We start from the raw sequence: 17766 nt of genomic DNA, 5'->3' as shown, positions 1-17766 counted from the left end.
CCCGTATCCGCGCCGGGTCCGGCGCGGCTGACCGACAGGAGAGTCCGTCAGTTGGCTTACCTATCCAACAACAAACGTCCGCCCGCGTATGTCGCAGAGCGGATCGAACGTCGCGAGGCACGACAGTGACCGATTCGCAACCAACCACAACGCGTCCGGCGACGATCAGCGACGTCGCGCGCGAGGCCGGCACCGGCAAAACCAGCGTGTCGCGCTACCTGAACGGCGAGACGCACGTGCTGTCCACCGATCTGCGCCAGCGGATCGAAGCGGCAATCGCGCGGCTCAACTACCGGCCGAACCAGATGGCGCGCGGGCTCAAGCGCGGCCGCAACCGGCTGCTCGGCATGCTCGCAGCCGACCTGACCAATCCCTATACCGTCGAAGTGCTGCAGGGCGTCGAGGCTGCCTGCCAGGCGCTCGGCTACATGCCGCTGATCTGCCACGCGGCGAACGAAGTCGAGATGGAACGCCGCTTCCTGCAGCTGCTCACGACCTATCGCGTCGAAGGGCTGATCGTCAACGCGCTCGGCGCCGATGAGGACGTGCTGCGCCCGCTGCGCGGGGCCGGCATCCCGGCCGTGCTCGTCGACCGGACCGTCGAAGGCTTCGAGGCCGACCTGATCGGCCTCGACAACGCCGACGCGATCGAGACGGCCCTCGCGCACCTGGTCGAACACGGTTTCGACGCGATCCATTTCGTCGTGCAGCCGTTCGAGCGCGTCAGCTCGCGGCGCCTGCGCGAGGCCGCATTCCGCGCGGCACTGGGCGCGCGCGGGCTGACGGTGCCGTCGACCGTCGTGCTCGACCTGAACGAGCCCGACGCGACCGCGACGGCGCTCGCCGACGTCGATGCCCGCATCGACGACGCGGCACGGCGCGGCGTGCGCGCGGCGCTGTTCGCCGCGAACGCGCCGGTCGCGCTCGCGATCGCGCGCCACCTGCGCGTGCGCTTCGGCGCCGCATGGCAGCAGAAGGCGGCGCTGCTGTCGATCGACGATCCGGAATGGGCCGAGCTGATCGGTATCACGACGATCCGGCAGCCGACCTACGAAATCGGCTACAAGGCCGTCGAATTCGTGCACGAGCGGATCGACGGCGCGGCGGGCGACGTACGCGTCTCGCTGTTGCCCGGCGAGCTGGTTGCGCGCGCGTCGACCGCAAGCTGAGTATCATTCGGGGCACGCAGCGCGTCAGGTGCGCTGCCCCGAACAAGGAAATACATGACTGTCGCCCCCGTCACGCTGGCGGTGCTGATCGCCGCCACGCTGATCATCGCGCTTCTGCCGCTCGTCCTCTTCCGTATCCTGCGCAAGCCGCTCGCGCTGAACCGCCGCGACACGATCGTCGGCGTGGCCGTCTTCACGCTGTTCGCGATGATCCTCGAACGCGCATTCCACGGGCTCGTGCTGAGCCAGACGCCGCCCGACGGCTGGCTCACGCAGCCGCTCGCGTTCGTCGCGTACAGCGCGCTCGCGACCGCCGTGTTCGAGGAAGTCGGCCGCTATCTCGGGATGCGTTTCCTGAACCGCCGCTACGGCGCGTCGGCCGGCGACAGCCGCGGAATCGGCTACGGGATCGGCCACGGTGGCGCCGAAGCGTGGTTCGTCGGCGTACTCGTGTGGGGCCAGTGGTCGTATCTCGCGTGGCTCGCGAGCCGCGGCCAGCTCGACGCGCAGCTCGCGGGGCTGCCGGGCGATGCCGTGCTGCGCCTGCACGTGATGCTGGCGACGTTGTCGGGGCCGTCGATCGCGATGCTGCTGCTCGAGCGCTGCGCGGCGTTCGTGCTGCAGCTTGCGCTGTCGGTGCTGGTCTGGCGCGGCGTGCGCGCCGGCCGCGCGGGCGTGTTGCCGCTCGCGATCGTGCTGCATGCGCTGGCGGCCGCGCCGGCGCTGCTGTATCAGGTGCGCGTGCTGCCGGCCGGCTGGGTCGAGGCCGCGCATTTCGTGCTGGCCGCGGTGCTCATCGGCGTACTGGTGAAGACGTGCCGGCCTGCGCGCGCGGCGGCCTGACGGGAGGCGCGAGATGGACGACTATCTGATCGAATGCCAGAGCGCGGAATTCGACGCGCTCGCCCGCGTGATCTGCGATCTCTTTCCGGAGCAGACGCGTTTCGCGGAAAGCAGCGACGCGCGCGGGCGGTTCCTGTCCGTGCACTGGCTCGCGATGCGTTTCGGCGCGACGCCGAAGCGGATGACGCTCGATATCCGTATCGTGCCGGCGGCGCTCGCGCGCTACCTGGCGCTCAAGCCGATGCAGCGCGCGCGCAGCCATGCGGTGCTGCATGCGTATACGGAAGCGATGCTCGGGTCGCTCGAGGAGCGCCACGCGGCCGGCGAAGCGGTGTCGCGCGACGCGGAGATCGCGCTCGACGACGAGTTCGCTTGAGTGCGGCGTCGTTGCCGGCGCGTTGAGGATGTCAGCCGGCGTCGCGGTAGACCTGCGCGAAGCGCTGCGCCTGCACGACACCGTAATCGCCGGGCGCGTACTGCATCACCCAGTCGCCGCCGACGCCGCGCAGCGTGTCGCCGTTTTCCGAGCGGGCGATCGTGAACGGTTCGTCCATCCGGCGGGCGAGCACGACGGCCGGCCGGTTCCGGTAGGCGCCCGGTGCGCCGTGTGCGAGTGCCGGATCGGCGGGCAGGTATTTGGCGTCGAAGCGCGCGCGCGACACGACCCAGCGGTCGCCGGTGGAGCCCGTGATCAGCGCGTCGCCCGCCACATAGCGGTTCGGGCCTTCGAGGCTCATCAGTTCGCCGTCGGCATCCGCGAAGGAAACGGCGACGGTTTCGTCCTTGACGACGCGACGGGCCTGCGGATCGGTACGCAGGTCGAGGTGCTTGAGTTCGAGCATGGCGGGGAAGTGCGGGAAAAGCCGGGAGCTTATCCCGAAATCGGCGCGCTGTGAAATCGGCGCCGGTCGCGGGCGGAAGCCGTGCAGCCGTCCGGCCCGGCGAGGGCGGGGCGGCTGCGCGTCACGCGTCAGGGCTTCGCGGGCGCGCTCGCGGCCGCGCCGGGTGCCGCCTTGGCCTTGCCGCGGTGCTCGCCGCCGTGGTGCAGCCAGCTGCGGAACGTCGTGTCGGCCAGTGCCTTCTGGTCGGCCGGGAAACTCTCGTAGAGCGGGGCGAAGGCGTCGGCGAGCTTCTTCGCGCCGTCCGCGTTTGCCTGCGACAGTTCCGCATACTGCTTCATGTCGTCGAGCGCGGATGCGTTGCGGCTTTCCATCCGCTGACGGTACAGGCGACCCATCGTGTCGCCGTTGTCGCGCATCGTGTCGGCGAACGTCTTCCACTGCGGTTCCTGCGCCGACGTGATCTTCAGCTGGTCGTGCAGGTACTTGATGCGCTGCTCGAGGCGCGTTTCGTGGCGTGCGGCGGCCGGAGCCGACGCCGCGGCGGCAGCCGGCTGCGCAGGCGCCTGCGGCGGCGTTTGCGTCTGCGCGAATGCGCTGGTCGCGAGCATGAGCGTAGCGAGAGTGAGCGAGATTTTCTTCATGGTTGGCTCTCCGGATAGTGTCGTGCGAGCGGGCGCGGGCGCTTCTGCGGCGCACGCGGGTTTCGCGTCGCAACGTATTAGTAGCACGGCGCGCGCCGCGCGTTCAGCCAAGGCGACACTTGCTTACATCCGATACGAATCGATATCGTTGCGTAACCAATCGGCGAGGCCGTGCGCCGCAGCCGATGCACGCGCCGGTTGGGCGGGCCGGCGTTCGGCGCTATCATCGCGTCACCTTCCAATCCGAAACGCGCTCCGCTCGCGTGCCTCAAGCCTCATGCGTCCACCCCGCCTCGACCAACTCGACGATCTCGACCGGCAACTCGTCGCGCTGCTGCAGGCCGATGCGCGCGCCAGCGTCGCGGATCTCGCGCGCCAGCTCGACGTCGCGCGCACGACGGTCGTCGCACGCATCGCGCGGCTCGAACGTACCAACGTGATCGCCGGCTACAGCGTCCGGCTCGGGCAGGACGTGCTCGACGCGAGCATTTACGCGTATGTCGGCATCATCCTCACGCCGAAGTTCGGCAAGGACGTGTTGCGCAAGCTCGACCGGATGCCCGAGGTGCAACTGCTGTGCGCGGTGAGCGGCGAGTACGACTACGTCGCATGGCTGCGCGCCGATTCGCCTGAACGCCTCAACGACCTGCTCGACCAGATCGGCACGCTCGAAGGCGTCGAGCGCACGACGACGTCGATCATCCTGTCGCGCAAGATCGATCGCGGGACGATCGGCGGGTGATGCGGCAGAAACCTTGGCGAGACTGCCGTCCGGCGTGACGGCGGCGTCGACGAATGGTCGTCGACGTGCGGGGGGCGCAGAGCCAAGCTTGAGCAGATCGTTCCCCGATTCCAGTGCCTTGAGCCGACGCGCGTCAGCCGCGTCCAACCCACCGAATTTGTTGCGTCGACGATGGAACGTCTGTTCCGAGATGTTGTGGCGCTTGCACGGATCCTATACCGACTCATCCCGGCTCTCGGCCTTACGAAAGATGCAAAGGTGGTGCTGGCATCGAATTGCCTGGCTTCGCTTCTTCTTACTGAACCCCAAGGGAATGACGCGTTGGCCCTGCCGGGAAGATGAAAGCGCGTTGCCCACATCCGCCAGGGGCACAGTTCTCTCAAAATATCGAATCAATAAAATCGTTCTCTTTTGTAAAACGTTTGCCGAATTGGTGGTGCCTGACCAGGGTATGGCGCGCGGAATCGATCAAATTCTTCATATATATGTTTTCCTTGTTTTTCCTGCGAGTTAGGCTAAAACAAATCACATCGAGTGCAAGCAAGTCCTGGGTTGCATTCTTCTTATTATTCTTGATTTTCAAATCCATTGGTATTTATTTAAATTTGCTTACTTGATCATTAATTTAAATAACCAATAAAATCGATGGCTTGTCGAGGGTGCGTCATGCAACTTTCCATTCCTCGGAAAGCAGCCAATATTTCCACGTCCGCGGCTGAATAGTGCCCGTAAACAAGTCAACCCGACGGGCGGCATCGCAATTGGGCAGTGTGGGGAGGCGCCATGACAAGTCGGCTGCCGTTCGTGGGCGGCAGGCAAGTCATGTTTATTTTCTCCGGGGGTACGTCAAGTCGATCAGGCTGGATAACCATCAAGAACGCCGATTCGATCTCTCCGGGCATCGTTCCGGTGGCACGAACGCGTGACGAGACAAACATCCATCGAAATCGACCCATTGCGACACGTTTGCTTGGAGAAATATCGTGCGAAAAATCGATCACGTCGTGGTGTTGATGCTCGAGAACCGCTCGTTCGACCATATTTTCGGGTTCCGCGAAAATGTCAACGGTCTCAAAGGAGGCGAATTCAACCTGCTTGATCCTTCCGAGCCGGAATCGGCCGCGAATCCCGCATTTTTGGCGGACAACAGTGCGCCATTTGCTGTTCTCGCCGGACACGGACCGGGGCATTCGGTGCACGCGACGAATTACCAGCTTGTGAACGACAAGGCCGGGCCCAGCGCAACGCTACTGCCTTCTAACGACGGATTCGTACGAAACTACCGGGACGAACTGATTCACGACCACGTGTCAAACCCGTCGCCTGCCACGCTACACGTCGTGATGCAGTCTTTTTCCGCCGACAGCCTGCCGTCCATCAACGCATTGGCCGATGCGTTTTGCATATGCGACAACTGGTTTTCGGAAGTGCCGGGGCCAACCCAGCCCAATCGCTTCTACATGCATGCGGCCACGTCGGCGGGGTTCGCGCTGAACAACTGGAAACGCGTGCTCGACGTCCGCACGATCTACAACGCGCTCGAAGACGCAGGTTGCACGTGGGCCACCTATGCGTTCGACAGCAATGAAGTGCTCGAATTTTCCCAGGTAAGCGGGAAGAAGGAAAACTTCAAGCTGTTCGACGAAGCGTTCAAAGCCGACGTCGAAGCGGGCACGCTGGCGAACTACTCGTTCATCATCCCGCGCTTCTTCAATTCGAAGAACGCGGCCGCGCCAACCGACGGACTCGCGAACTCGCAGCACGCGCCTCAGGATGCCCGGTACGGCGACAATCTCGTGGCCGACGTCTACGAAGCATTGCGCGGCAACCCGGATATCTGGGTGAAAAGCGCGCTGATCGTCACCTACGACGAGCACGGCGGCTTCTATGACCATGTCCCGCCGCCGTCGCCCGTGCCGAATCCGGACGGACTGACGTCGCCGATGGACGGTGACCCATCGTTCGCACCGACATTCGCGTTCGATCGGCTCGGGGTTCGCGTGCCGGCGGTGATCGCATCGCCGTGGGTGAAGGCGCAGCGGGTCGATTCGACGCGCTACCAGCACACGTCGGTGCTCGCCACGCTAAGCAAGATGTTCGGTTTCGGCGGATTCCTCACCGAGCGGGACGCGAGCGCCAAGAGCTTCGAAACCCTGTTCGACGAAATGGACGAGCCGCGCACCGACACGCCGACCACGCTTCCACGCGCGAGCTTGCCGGAGATTACCGTCGCCGCCGACGATCCGCGGCACCCGGCGAACCAGCCGCTCGATCCCGACCAGCGCGACATGCTGATGAGGATCTACCACCTGACGCAGTCATCGCAACCCGCGACGCTGACGGCGGCCTCGCTGCCGGTGACGCAGGGCGACGCGCACGACTTCATCAGGGCGGCCTACCAGCGCCATTTCGGCGTCGCGGGTTGATCGTCGGCGCCGGCGCGCCACGAGAGGGCGAAACGCAAAACCTTTTGCTTGATTGGAATAGTGGGAGAAGTGCAATGGCCAAGATAACCATCAACGGCATTACAGTCGATCCCGTCGCGAATCATCCGGCGCTCGCGGCGGCCAGTCTCGTGAGCGCCGACAGTTCCGGATCGGATTACATCCTCGTCCAGGCGAAGCAGCCGCTGACCCGGGCGCAAAGGGACGAACTCGCGCACCTGGGCGCGGCGATCCTCCAGTATGTTCCCGAAGACACATATATCTGCCATTACCCGCCTACGGATCTGACGTCGATACGGGCGCTTCCGTATGTCGAGTGGGCGAACGTCTACATGGCCGGCTTCAAGGTGCACACGTCGTTACGGCCGGGCGCGAACGGCGGCGCGAGCGGGCAACTGCTGTCGCTGATGCCGCCGGATACGTTGTCGAAGGACAGCGTGACCGTCGACGTGGTGCTCCACGAGAAGGTCGACGCGAACGCCGCGCGAGCCGAGATCGCGAAGGCAGCAGGGCTGGACCCGACGCAACTCGAAATGGGGCGGAGCAAGGTAAGACTCACCGTCGCGCGTCGGCGGCTGGCGGCGCTCGCCGCCGTGGACGCAGTACGGCACATCGAGCCTTACATCGCGCCGAAGCTCGCGAACAACAAGGCACGCGGCATCCTGCGCGCCGATGACGCGCAGAACGGTCACTCCCTTGAAGGCGAGGGCGAAATCATCGCGATAGCCGATACGGGTTTCGACAAAGGCGACACCGTTCACGTGCATCCCGCATTCACCGGACGCGTGCTCAAGCTCTATCCGCTCGGCCGGCCGACTGCGAGCGACCCGAACGGCCACGGCACGCACGTTGCCGGGTCTGCGCTCGGAGACGGGGTCTTGGCGGACGGCACGCCGATTCGCGGCACGGCGCCCAAGGCCCAACTGATCCTGCAATCGCTGCTCGATTCGAACGACTTGCTCGGCGGGCTTCCTGCCGATCTGCACGATCTGTTCACCGGCCCGTACCGGGACGACGGTGCGCGAGTCCATACGAATTCGTGGGGGAGCCCGGCGGCGGGCGCGTACACGTCGAGTGCCAGCGAAGTCGACGACTTCGTCTGGAATTTCAGGGACTGTGTGATCTGCTTTGCTGCCGGCAACGACGGCGCCGATTCGCGGGGACGCGGCGTCATCGACGACGGCTCGGTCGGTTCGCCGGGAACCGCGAAGAACTGCATTACCGTCGGCGCCAGCGAAAACGACAGACCGGATTTCATCGATCCCGCCGATATTCTGCGTTACGGCAACGGCTGGCCGACCAACTTTCCCGAGAACCCGATCCACGATGATGCGGTGGCCAACAATCCGAACGGGATAGCCGCGTTCAGCAGCAGGGGGCCGGCGGCCCACAGTCGCATACGTCCGGACGTCGTTGCGCCGGGCACCGCGATCCTCTCCGCGCGTTCCCGCGTGGCGACAGGCGACGGATGGGCGCTGTCGGCCGATCCGCTCTATTTCTACGATGGCGGCACGAGTATGGCGACGCCACTGGTCGCGGGCTGCGCGGCGGTGGTCCGGCAATACCTGAAGTCGCGCGGACTCGCGCAGCCGAGTGCGGCGCTCGTCAAGGCGATGCTTATCAACGGGGCGACAGTCATTCCGGGCCAATACGCTCCGCCGGAAGTCGGGGCGCCGCCCGATACAGCCCAAGGGTTCGGCAGGGTCGATCTCGCCGCAACCGTCGGCCCCTACGCGGCGGGCGAGACCGTCGCGTTCAAGGATGAGGGCGGCACGCTGGACACGGGCGACGAGGAACCCACGACCCAAGCGGTCGACGTCGACGGACGCACGCTCAAGGTCACGCTGGTCTGGACGGATGCGCCCGGCGAGGCGCTGCAGAACGATCTCGATCTGATCGTTCGCGCGGCGGACGGCCAGGAGCGGCACGGCAACATGGCGCCCGGCTCGGCGGACTTCGATCGGTCGAACAACGTCGAGCAGGTGATCTGGGCCGGCGTGCCGAAAGGGGAGGTCGAGATCGTCGTGCGCGCCTTCCGGGTAACGACACCGCAGAACTATGCGTTGGTGGTGCGGTTGACTTGACTAGGTGTTGGCGCCGGCCACGGCGAGCGATCGCCGCGGCCCGTTTGCGTGTGCATGTGCAGCCGTAAAGATCACGGAACCCTTTCTCGCAGATGTGGGGATGCCGTGTCTTTACGGCGAGCATGACAGGACGTCAATTCGCGTCATTTGAGTCCTGGAATTCGAGTCCACATGACGCTCAGGAAGGCTGGGCGGCCTCAAATCTGAAGTGCAACACTCTCGCCATCCGGTAATGTCCGCGAATGGCAAAGAGAACGTACCAACAACTGCAACCTGAAGAACGTATGCGAATCGATTTCTGGCGGGACGAAGGCTTGAGCTTGCGGGCGATCGCCCGCAAGCTCAAGCGCGCGCCGTCGACGCTCAGTCGCGAGTTGGCCCGCAATACCCAATCCAACGGCCTGTACTGCCCGCGCGCCGCGCAGGCATCTCGCGACGCGCGCCGACAGGCTGGACGGCCGGATCCGAAGCTCGCACCAGATTCGATCCTTTGGGGCCTCGTTCGTCGCTTGCTTTGCGAACGTCAGTGGTCGCCGCAGGAAATCGCCGGTACTCTGAAGCGTGTCTTTCCCGACGACCCGAGCCTGCACGTGTCCCACGAAACGATTTACAACGCCATCTACGCCCAGCCTCGCGGCGAGTTGCGCCGCGAACTGATTGCCTGCCTGCGCCAGCATCGCAACAAACGCCTGCCGCGATCGCGTGGCGCCGATCGGCGCGCGACGATTCCCGACATGATCAGCATCCACGTGCGTCCGCCCGAAATCGATGATCGCCTCATGCCGGGCCATTGGGAGGGCGACCTTATCAAGGGTGCCGAGAACAAATCGTCGGTGGCCGTGTTGGTCGAACGCATGAGCCGCGCCGTCCTGCTGGCGAAGATGCCCGACGCGACGGCCGCTTCGGCGCTGGCCGCGTTCACGACCAAGCTGCAATCGCTCGTCGAACCGCTGCGCCAGACGCTGACCTACGATCAAGGTCGCGAGATGGCGCGACACGCCGAACTGAGCGCCGCGACCAATGTGCGCGTCTATTTCTGTGATCCGCACAGCCCTTGGCAACGCGGCACCTGCGAAAACACCAACGGCCTGCTGCGGCAGTACCTGCCAAAAGGCACTGATTTGTCCGTCTACTCTCAAGATGACCTCGACGCCATTGCCGACAAACTCAATACCCGACCGCGCGCCACACTGAACTGGCACACCCCTCTGGAAATCCTTGCCCAAGTCCTGGCTAACCCCATAGACCGGCTTCCCGTTCAGTAACCCGCGAGGTGTTGCACTTCGCCCTTGAAACCGCCCTGAAATGAATGATGTGCAAGAAAGGCATGAGGTCGCGACGAAGGAGCTGAATGAATTCTTCGACTGTGAATTCAAGGAAATTTTGCTGCTTGTCGATTATCTTTCTGTCAAATTGGAGAGAGGCGATGTCATATGTCAGGGCGGGGAAATTGTTAACGACAAAGTTCGCGAGACAATTGACAGGATATCGAGGCTCGCCAATCAATCTGGATCATATGACGTAGAGGATGTTGCATTTCTATTTAAAGCAAAGTGTTCGTTGAATCATTTGGCCTATCCGGCGAACGGCCTGACTATCGCGTACACCTACATGTTTGTAGAGGATGAAAGGAGCTTGATGGAAAAGGGCGCGGGGCCGAATTTTAGTGGGGCACGCTATTCCAGGATCGGCGTGGCGAAAGATGCCTTCCCGAGAATAGTTGAAAATGCTCGGCACTTTCGTCGCGTCACGGATAAAATGAGTTTATGGGTCGTCATAATCACGGTGATTGCGGCAATTATTCTGTCGATTGTCTCTTATGGTTCTCAGGTGGTTGCGCGCTTTGAACAGGACAGGGTGGCGCATATGAAGTCGATAGACGATGTCTACTCGATACTCGCAAAGCAATTCGCACCGATCGCTGCTGCAACGCCGCCATCGATACTGGTCAAGGAGCATTGCGAGCCGCCAGGCATTTCGAAAGAAACCTATCAAATCATAGAAATGTGCAATGAGTATTCGTACATTGCGAAGCGTTTTGAGGCAGCAATCTATGGTGTTTCGGCCTTCAAAGAAAGTTGGGCATTTTGGCCAATAAGGTTTATGTTCGAGATACCCAACTTTAGGTCGGGTGAGCAAGCGGATGCGCGCTCCGTGGCCATTGTGCTTTCAACCTTCACAAGCTACATCCTCCCGATTCTTTTCGCCGTGATTGGCTCCTTCGCAGCCTCGGTTCGGGGGATTTACGAAAAGATCCAGGACGGCGTGCTGGCTCCAAGAGACAGAGTCGTCACGCTGGTGCGTCTGCCTTTGGGCTTGATAGCCGGCGTTACAGTTGGATTGTTTTTTGACCCCTCGATCGTCGTCACGCATGTCAGTTTGGGGGCGGGTTTGAGTTTATCCGCATCGGCAATTGCGTTCGCAGCGGGCTACGGTGCCGAGACGTTCTTCAGCAAGATTGACTCGCTCATCAATCACGTGTTCGGGTTCAAGCGCAGCGAACGGCCCGTATTGGCAGGAGAGCATCACTAAGACCAAACCAAACGAACGTCGAGCCGCGTGCTGCGCACCTTTCATTCCCTCCTCGCAGCCTTTCGATACCCGATGCGCCCACGCCCCGGCACAGGCCGGCGCGCGGGCCATTTCGACATCATTTGCTCATTTCGACGAAACGCATAGTCATAACGTCGAAATTATCGGTCGTTTCGCATCATTCTTCGTCTTGGAACTGATTTTGCGCGTCCCTAAACTGTGTTCATGGCTCGACGCCGTCCACAACACCAAACCCATCATCAGGAGATAAGCGCATGAAAATCGCCATCGTCGGCGCAGGTCTGATCGGCCACACCATTGCTCACATGCTGCGTGAAACGGGCGACTACGAAGTCGTCGCGTTCGACCGCGATGCGGATGCGCTCGCGAAGCTGTCGCGCGAAGGCATCGCGACGCAACGGGTCGATTCGGCCGACGCCAACGCGATTCGCGAAGCAGTGAAGGGCTTCGACGCGCTCGTCAATGCGCTGCCTTATTACCTCGCGGTCAACGTTGCCGCCGCCGCGAAGGCTGCCGGCGTCCACTACTTCGACCTGACCGAAGACGTGCGCGCGACGCACGCGATCCGCGAGCTGGCCGAAGGCTCCGACCGTGCGTTCATGCCGCAGTGCGGCCTCGCGCCGGGCTTCATCGGTCTCGCCGCGCATGAACTGGTGAACGGTTTCAGCGAGGTGCGCGACGTGAAGATGCGCGTCGGCGCCTTGCCCGAGTATCCGACCAACGCGCTGAAGTACAACCTGACGTGGAGCGTCGACGGCCTGATCAACGAATACTGCCAGCCGTGCGAGGCGATCCGCGACGGCCGCAAGCAGTGGGTGCAGCCGCTCGAAGGCCTCGAGCACTTCTCGCTCGACGGCACCGAATACGAAGCGTTCAACACGTCGGGCGGCCTCGGCACGCTGTGCGAGACGCTGTCGGGCAAGGTCGAGACGCTCGACTACAAGTCGGTGCGCTATCCGGGGCACCGCGATCTCGTGCAGTTCCTGCTCGAGGACCTGCGCCTGTCGACCGATCGCGACACGCTGAAGTCAATCATGCGCCGCGCGGTGCCGTCGACGAAGCAGGACGTCGTGCTCGTGTTCATCACCGTGACGGGTGTGAAGGACGGCCAGCTGGTGCAGGACGTGTTCACGCGCAAGATCTTCGCGAAGGACGTGTGCGGGATGCACATGAGCGCGATCCAGATCACGACGGCCGGCGCGATGTGCGCGGTGCTGGATCTGTTCCGCGAGAAGAAGCTGCCGCAAAGCGGTTTTATCCCGCAGGAAAAGGTGTCGCTGAAGGCGTTCCTGTCGAACCGCTTCGGCAAGCTGTACGAAGGCGGCACGATGGAGCGCGTGCACGCGGTGGCCTGAATGCAAATCGCCTGGCGTCGATGCACGACGCCATGACGACGCCGGGGGCGCGATGCGCCGCCCGGCGTTTTTTCCATGCGGCGGGAAAGTTCAGGCAGGCAGCGGCGGGACGAGCGGCGCCCGCGGCGGCGGCACGATCCGCGCCAGCAGCGCAGCGACGTCCGCGTCGGAGGGCGCGGTGTTGTCGAACATCACGATGCCGTCGCATTCGTGGCCGGTCGGCACGAAGCGGCGCTGCCGGTATTCGTCCCAGTGCGCGAGCTTGTAGGCATCGTTCGGGTTGCCGCGCGCGACGATCCGCTGGTGCGCGACGTCTTCCGACGTGTACACCCAGACGACCGTCAGCGTGACGTCGGGTGCGATGCCGAGCCATGCGCGGTCGAGAATGCGACGGTCGCGCACTTCGCGCGACAGCGGGCCGACGACGAGCGCGCCGATGCCCAGCGCGAGATTTTCACGGGCCGTGTCGAGCAGGCCCTGGTATTCGGGATCGCGCAGGTGCTTCAGGTAGAGCGGGCTGTCGCGGTCGTTCGGATCCTCGGTGAGCGCACCCATCGCGGCCGAGCTGTAGCGGCCGTACAGCGTGTCCTTGTCGAGCAGGCAGAAGGCCTCGCCGGTCGCGCGCATCAGCGGCCCGATGAGCCGCTTCGCGAGCGTGGTCTTGCCGGTGCCGGCGTGACCGCAGAAGAACACCAGGTGCGTCACGAGGGCGTGCTCCCCGATCCGGGCCGGTCGGCGCCGTTGAGCTTCGGGTCGCGCGGATACACTTCCGCCTCCAGCCACATCGCGTTGATGATGCCGAAGCCGAGCGCCACGCCGATGCCGAGTATCCACGAGAAATACCACATGGGTCTGTCTCCTTGACGCTGAAGTAATGAAGCCGCGCAGGCGGGCCGCGGGCGGGCGTGTGGGTGCGTACCCGCGCATGCTGCGGCGCACGCAGCCCGATCATGACCAATATCGCCGTGCCGCGCAAGCCGCGCCGAAGCGGGACCGGACCTGCGACAAACGGGTAAACTCGCGGATGAAACCGCAACATCAGAGGCACCATGCTGATCAACTGTGCTGCATACCAGGACGGCCGCAAGCTGGCCGACATCGATATCGACGCCATCAGCGACTACGTGTCGAAGCCCGAGTGCTTCGTGTGGGTCGCGCTGAAGGATCCGACACCCGAGGAAATCGACCTGATGGGCGAGGAGTTCGGGCTGCACGAGCTGGCGCTCGAGGATGCCCGCAAGGGGCACCAGCGGCCGAAGATCGAGGAGTACGGCGATTCGCTGTTCGCGGTGCTGCATACGGTCGAGCTCGATGCCGACGGCGAATTCAAGGTGGGCGAGCTGAACGTGTTCGTCGGCCCGAACTACGTGCTGTCGATCCGCAACCACACCGAGCAGGACTTCCGCGACGTGCGCAAGCGCTGCGAGCACGAGCCGCATCTGCTGCGGGAAGGCTCGGCGTTCGTGTTCTACGCGCTGATGGACCAGGTCGTCGACCGCTATTTCCCGATCCTCGAAACGCTCGGCACCGAGCTCGAGGAACTCGAGGATCGTATCTTCGCGAAGGCCACGCCCGCGTCGTCGCGCGCGATCATCGAGGATCTCTATTCGCTGAAGCGCCGGCTCGTGATGCTGTACCAGCACACGGCGCCGCTGATCGAACCGCTCGCGAAACTCACCGGCGGACGCGTGCCGCAGGTCTGCAGCGGGATGGCGGCTTATTTCCGCGACGTGTACGACCATCTGCAGAGGATCGTGAAGACGATCGAAGGGCGCCGCGAGATGGTCGTCACGGCGATCCAGGTCAACCTCGGGATGATTTCGCTGGCCGAGAACGAAGTGACGAAGCGGCTCGGTTCGTTCGCCGCGCTGTTCGCGATACCGACGATGATCGCCGGCATCTACGGGATGAACTTCGCGAACATGCCCGAACTGCACCTGAAATACGGTTTCTACGGCTGCATCGCGGTGATGGTCGTCGCCGACTTCGCGCTGTGGTGGCGATTCAAGCGGGCAGGGTGGCTGTAGTCTCGCGCCTAGCGCGGCGCGTGCTTGCCGATCACGACGCGCCACGGACGCACACGCCACGATTTCACGAGGCCGTTCTGCACATACGGATCGGCGCGCGCGAACGACTCGGCCGCCTCCGGCGAATCGCCTTCGAACACGAGCACGGCCTGGTCGGCCGGATCCGACAGTGCGCCGGCGAGCACGAGTTCGCCGCGTTCGGTCGCGGCCTGTGCAAGCGCGAGATGTTCGGCACGGAAGGGTTCGCGCCGCGTCAGGTAATCGTCGACGAGTTCGTAGATCAACTGGTAATGCATGCGTGGCTCCCGGAAGAATCGGCCACGGCCGCCGTTGCGCCCGCGCGGCCGCGTATCAATCTGCGGGCAAGTATAGGGCACGCGCACGGTTGTGGCGCGATGCCGGAATGCGCGCTGCGCCTGCCGACTAATCGCAACTAACGGTCAAGTTTTTCACCGCCGCCGAATCCTGACGCGTCATCGCCCCGCCGGGTCAGCAGGGCTTGCAGGATCGGAGGGCGCTCCAGAGTGCCCGTGCCGGCCGCGGCAGCCCGCGGCGAATTCCTCTTACGCCTTGTATCCGATCGTGCGCAGCAGATCCTTGCGCCAGCGCACGTCGTCGTCGTTCTCGACGCCGAGCGGCGGAAAGCCGTCGACGACGCCGGCGATCCCGCGTCCCTGCGCGCTTTCCGCGACGATCACGTCGGTCGGGTTCGCAGTCGCGCAGTAGATCCGGCAGACCTCCGGCACGGCCTTGATCGCATTGAGCACATTGACCGGATAGAAACCGTCGCCGAGGAACACGATGAACGCGTGGCCGGCGCCGATCGCAAGGGCGTTGCGGCACGCGAGTTCGACGAGTTCCGCATCGGTGCCGGAACGGCGCACGAGACGTTTGCCCGATGCCTCGCAGAACGCGAGCCCGAAACGGATGCCGGGCACGGTGCCGACCAGCGTCTCGTGGATGTCCTCGACGGACTTGATGAAATGCGACTGGCCGAGGATGAAGTTCACGGCCTCGGGCTTGTCGATGGTGACGGTTTCGAATTGCAGCATGGCGGACCTCGTCTGGCGATGCGGCGCGCGCGCCGCAAGGGGCTCTCCAAGCTTAGTACGCGATCGCCGGCGGCGAAAGCGGGCGGCGGCGCGGCGTCCTATCCTTCGTTGTGTGCGGGTTGGGCGCGCGACGGAGGCGGATATGGACGTGCGACACGGCTTCGTCGACTGCGTGGGACGCACGCCGTTGATCCGGCTGGCGACGCTCAGCGCGGAAACGGGCTGCGAAATCCTGGGCAAGGCGGAATTCATGAATCCGGGCGGTTCGGTGAAGGATCGCGCGGCGCTCTACATCATCCGCGACGCCGAGCAGCGCGGCGCGCTGAAGCCGGGCGGCACCGTCGTCGAGGGCACGGCGGGCAACACGGGCATCGGCCTTGCGCACATCTGCGCGGCGCGCGGTTATCGCTGCGTGATCGTGATTCCCGACACGCAATCGCCGGACAAGATGGCGATCCTGCGCACGCTCGGCGCCGACGTGCGCCCGGTGCCGGCGGCGCCGTATCGCGACCCGAACAACTATCAGAAGATTGCCGGGCGGCTCGCGGACGAACTCGACAACGCGGTATGGGCCAACCAGTTCGACAACGTCGTCAACCGGCAGGCGCACTACGAGACAACCGGGCCGGAAATCTGGCGCGATACGGCAGGCACGGTCGATGCGTTCGTCTGCGCAACGGGCACGGGCGGCACGCTGGCGGGCGTGAGCCGCTACCTGAAGGAGCAGAATCCGGAGGTCCGGATCGTGCTGGCCGATCCGCACGGCAGCGGGCTCTACGGTTACGTGAAAACGGGCGACCTCGGCGCCGAAGGCAGTTCGATCACCGAAGGCATCGGCTCGACGCGCGTCACCGCGAATCTGGCCGGCTCACCGATCGACGACGCCGTGAGGATAGACGATTCGCAGTGCGTGACGATGGTCTACCGGCTGCTGCGCGAAGAAGGGCTGTACGTCGGCGGATCGAGCGGAATCAACGTCGCGGCAGCGGTCTGGCTGGCCCGCAGGATGGGCCCGGGGCATACGATCGTGACTTTGCTGTGCGACCGCGGCGACATCTATCGTGCGCGACTCTTCAACCGCGAATGGCTGCGCGAAAAGGGTCTGGAGCCGGCGTGACGATGGGGTGCAACGGGATTTTCCATTGGCTCGAATGCGACCTATGCTGAACAAATCCGGAGCGAACTCCGTTCGCCCGATTCGCCCAGACGAGGTGTGCCATGCCAGTATCAGCCACCCTGCAGGATTGCCTGCGCCAGAAGTCATCGCGGTACGAAGTGGTGTACCACCCCTATAGCCATACGAGCATGGAGACGGCCGCCGCCGCGCATATTCCCGGCGATCGTCTCGCGAAGACCGTGCTCCTCGAAGACGACGAAGGCTACGTCGCAGCCGTACTGCCGACCACGCACGCCGTGCGCCTGTCGGATCTCTGGGTGAAGACGGGACGCCATCTCGTGCTCGCGAAGGAACTCGAGCTGCGCGAGCTGTTCAAGGATTGCGACATGGGTGCGCTGCCACCGGTCTGCATGGCGTACGGCATGAAGACGTTTCTCGAGGAACATCTCGCACAGCAGCCGGAAGTCTATTTCGAGGCCGGCGACCACGAAGCGCTGATCCACATGATGCAGGATGAATTCCTGACGCTGATGGAGACGGCCGAGCGTGCGCATTTCTCGCACAAGATGCAGGGCATGGCGTCTTGAGCGGGAGCCGGCGCGGGCGATCGTCGTCGGCCGTCATGGCGGCCGACGGCGGGCGCGACACGACGCACCTTTTCAGGCTGCGCGCCTGAGGAGCGGGCGTGCGCCAGTGAATTGCCTTCAGGGACCGTTCGTGCTCCCTAATATTCCGCGATTCGATTGCTCTTCCCGACACTTCCCCGTCACGAATTCGTAAGACATACAGTTCGCGCACAGTAATCCTGATTGCCCGAACTGTACTCTTGCGGGCGCGATGAATGTGTGTGCTCGCGGCTGACTGTTCTCCTTTTACTCTTCCATCATCAAAAGCACA

The 17766-nt window shown here is 63.8% G+C and carries 18 protein-coding genes and 1 pseudogene; 12 read left to right on the top strand and 7 right to left on the bottom strand.

Annotated features, from left to right (window positions below):
- The first annotated feature begins 125 nt into the window (after window positions 1-125).
- From WT26_RS12220 to WT26_RS12210, 3 genes are read left to right on the top strand one after another with little or no spacing between them, the layout of a single operon-like run.
- A complete protein-coding gene (locus WT26_RS12220; protein ID WP_059520971.1) occupies window positions 126-1169 on the top strand; it encodes a LacI family DNA-binding transcriptional regulator in 1044 nt (347 codons plus the stop codon).
- Window positions 1170-1223: 54 nt separating this feature from the next.
- The gene (locus WT26_RS12215; RefSeq protein ID WP_069272985.1) at window positions 1224-2012 is read left to right on the top strand and encodes a YhfC family intramembrane metalloprotease; all 789 of its coding nucleotides are present in this window, start codon (window positions 1224-1226) and stop codon (window positions 2010-2012) included.
- Window positions 2013-2025: 13 nt separating this feature from the next.
- Window positions 2026-2388: a DUF3022 domain-containing protein gene (locus WT26_RS12210; protein WP_069272984.1), complete on the top strand. Its 363-nt coding sequence runs from the start codon at window positions 2026-2028 to the stop codon at window positions 2386-2388.
- Window positions 2389-2419: 31 nt separating this feature from the next.
- On the opposite strand, the gene WT26_RS12205 is transcribed toward WT26_RS12210, so the two are convergent.
- A complete protein-coding gene (locus WT26_RS12205; RefSeq protein WP_069272983.1) occupies window positions 2420-2854 on the bottom strand; it encodes a PGDYG domain-containing protein in 435 nt (144 codons plus the stop codon).
- 128 nt (window positions 2855-2982) lie between these two features.
- Complete coding sequence (locus tag WT26_RS12200; RefSeq protein ID WP_069272982.1) at window positions 2983-3495, bottom strand: Spy/CpxP family protein refolding chaperone; 513 nt, start codon at window positions 3493-3495, stop codon at window positions 2983-2985.
- A gap of 277 nt (window positions 3496-3772) precedes the next feature.
- Here WT26_RS12200 and WT26_RS12195 point away from each other — a divergent pair, with 277 nt between their 5' ends.
- Window positions 3773-4237 carry an Lrp/AsnC family transcriptional regulator gene (locus WT26_RS12195; RefSeq protein ID WP_006481526.1) on the top strand — a complete coding sequence of 155 codons (465 nt, stop codon included), beginning with the start codon at window positions 3773-3775 and terminating at the stop codon, window positions 4235-4237.
- An 87-nt stretch (window positions 4238-4324) separates the two neighbouring features.
- Here WT26_RS12195 and WT26_RS38425 read toward each other — a convergent pair.
- Window positions 4325-4513, bottom strand: a pseudogene (locus tag WT26_RS38425) (transposase); the annotation flags it as partial.
- 737 nt (window positions 4514-5250) lie between these two features.
- Between WT26_RS38425 and WT26_RS12185 the strand changes: the two are divergent.
- The 5 genes from WT26_RS12185 to WT26_RS12165 all read left to right on the top strand — a co-directional run bounded on the left by WT26_RS12185 (window position 5251) and on the right by WT26_RS12165 (window position 12673).
- Window positions 5251-6663, top strand: coding sequence for an alkaline phosphatase family protein (locus WT26_RS12185; protein WP_080429187.1), 1413 nt, complete (start codon window positions 5251-5253; stop codon window positions 6661-6663).
- Between the two features lie 74 nt (window positions 6664-6737).
- Window positions 6738-8765 carry a S8 family serine peptidase gene (locus tag WT26_RS12180; RefSeq protein ID WP_059716151.1) on the top strand — a complete coding sequence of 676 codons (2028 nt, stop codon included), beginning with the start codon at window positions 6738-6740 and terminating at the stop codon, window positions 8763-8765.
- 242 nt (window positions 8766-9007) lie between these two features.
- Complete coding sequence (locus WT26_RS12175; RefSeq protein WP_059807745.1) at window positions 9008-10030, top strand: IS30 family transposase; 1023 nt, start codon at window positions 9008-9010, stop codon at window positions 10028-10030.
- 40 nt (window positions 10031-10070) lie between these two features.
- Window positions 10071-11297 (top strand): hypothetical protein, encoded by a 1227-nt coding sequence (locus WT26_RS12170; RefSeq protein WP_069270198.1) that lies wholly within the window; start codon window positions 10071-10073, stop codon window positions 11295-11297.
- Between the two features lie 275 nt (window positions 11298-11572).
- On the top strand, window positions 11573-12673 hold the full coding sequence (locus tag WT26_RS12165; RefSeq protein ID WP_011352168.1) for a saccharopine dehydrogenase family protein: 1101 nt from the start codon (window positions 11573-11575) through the stop codon (window positions 12671-12673).
- 90 nt (window positions 12674-12763) lie between these two features.
- On the opposite strand, the gene WT26_RS12160 is transcribed toward WT26_RS12165, so the two are convergent.
- Window positions 12764-13378 carry an AAA family ATPase gene (locus WT26_RS12160; protein WP_069272981.1) on the bottom strand — a complete coding sequence of 205 codons (615 nt, stop codon included), beginning with the start codon at window positions 13376-13378 and terminating at the stop codon, window positions 12764-12766.
- Window positions 13375-13521: a cytochrome bd-I oxidase subunit CydX gene (gene cydX / locus WT26_RS12155; RefSeq protein WP_010092333.1), complete on the bottom strand. Its 147-nt coding sequence runs from the start codon at window positions 13519-13521 to the stop codon at window positions 13375-13377. Before cydX ends, WT26_RS12160 begins: the two co-directional genes overlap by 4 nt.
- Before the next feature lie 201 nt (window positions 13522-13722).
- Between cydX and corA the strand changes: the two genes are divergently transcribed.
- Window positions 13723-14700, top strand: coding sequence for a magnesium/cobalt transporter CorA (gene corA / locus WT26_RS12150; RefSeq protein ID WP_059520965.1), 978 nt, complete (start codon window positions 13723-13725; stop codon window positions 14698-14700).
- An 8-nt stretch (window positions 14701-14708) separates the two neighbouring features.
- Here corA and WT26_RS12145 read toward each other — a convergent pair whose 3' ends face one another.
- The gene (locus WT26_RS12145) at window positions 14709-14996 is read right to left on the bottom strand and encodes a YciI-like protein (RefSeq protein ID WP_059520964.1); all 288 of its coding nucleotides are present in this window, start codon (window positions 14994-14996) and stop codon (window positions 14709-14711) included.
- 267 nt (window positions 14997-15263) lie between these two features.
- Complete coding sequence (locus tag WT26_RS12140; RefSeq protein WP_091923283.1) at window positions 15264-15752, bottom strand: adenosine-specific kinase; 489 nt, start codon at window positions 15750-15752, stop codon at window positions 15264-15266.
- 142 nt (window positions 15753-15894) lie between these two features.
- Here WT26_RS12140 and WT26_RS12135 point away from each other — a divergent pair, with 142 nt between their 5' ends.
- Window positions 15895-16869, top strand: coding sequence for a cysteine synthase A (locus WT26_RS12135; protein ID WP_069272980.1), 975 nt, complete (start codon window positions 15895-15897; stop codon window positions 16867-16869).
- Between the two features lie 101 nt (window positions 16870-16970).
- Window positions 16971-17456, top strand: a complete 486-nt coding sequence (locus WT26_RS12130; RefSeq protein ID WP_069272979.1) for an aminoacyl-tRNA deacylase — start codon at window positions 16971-16973, stop codon at window positions 17454-17456.
- Window positions 17457-17766 lie beyond the last annotated feature (310 nt).

The organism is Burkholderia cepacia (assembly GCF_001718835.1).
Taxonomy (GTDB): Bacteria; Pseudomonadota; Gammaproteobacteria; order Burkholderiales; family Burkholderiaceae; genus Burkholderia; species Burkholderia cepacia_F.
Note: the sequence above shows the minus strand (reverse complement) of the source record. Positions and strands in the feature narration are given on the sequence as shown.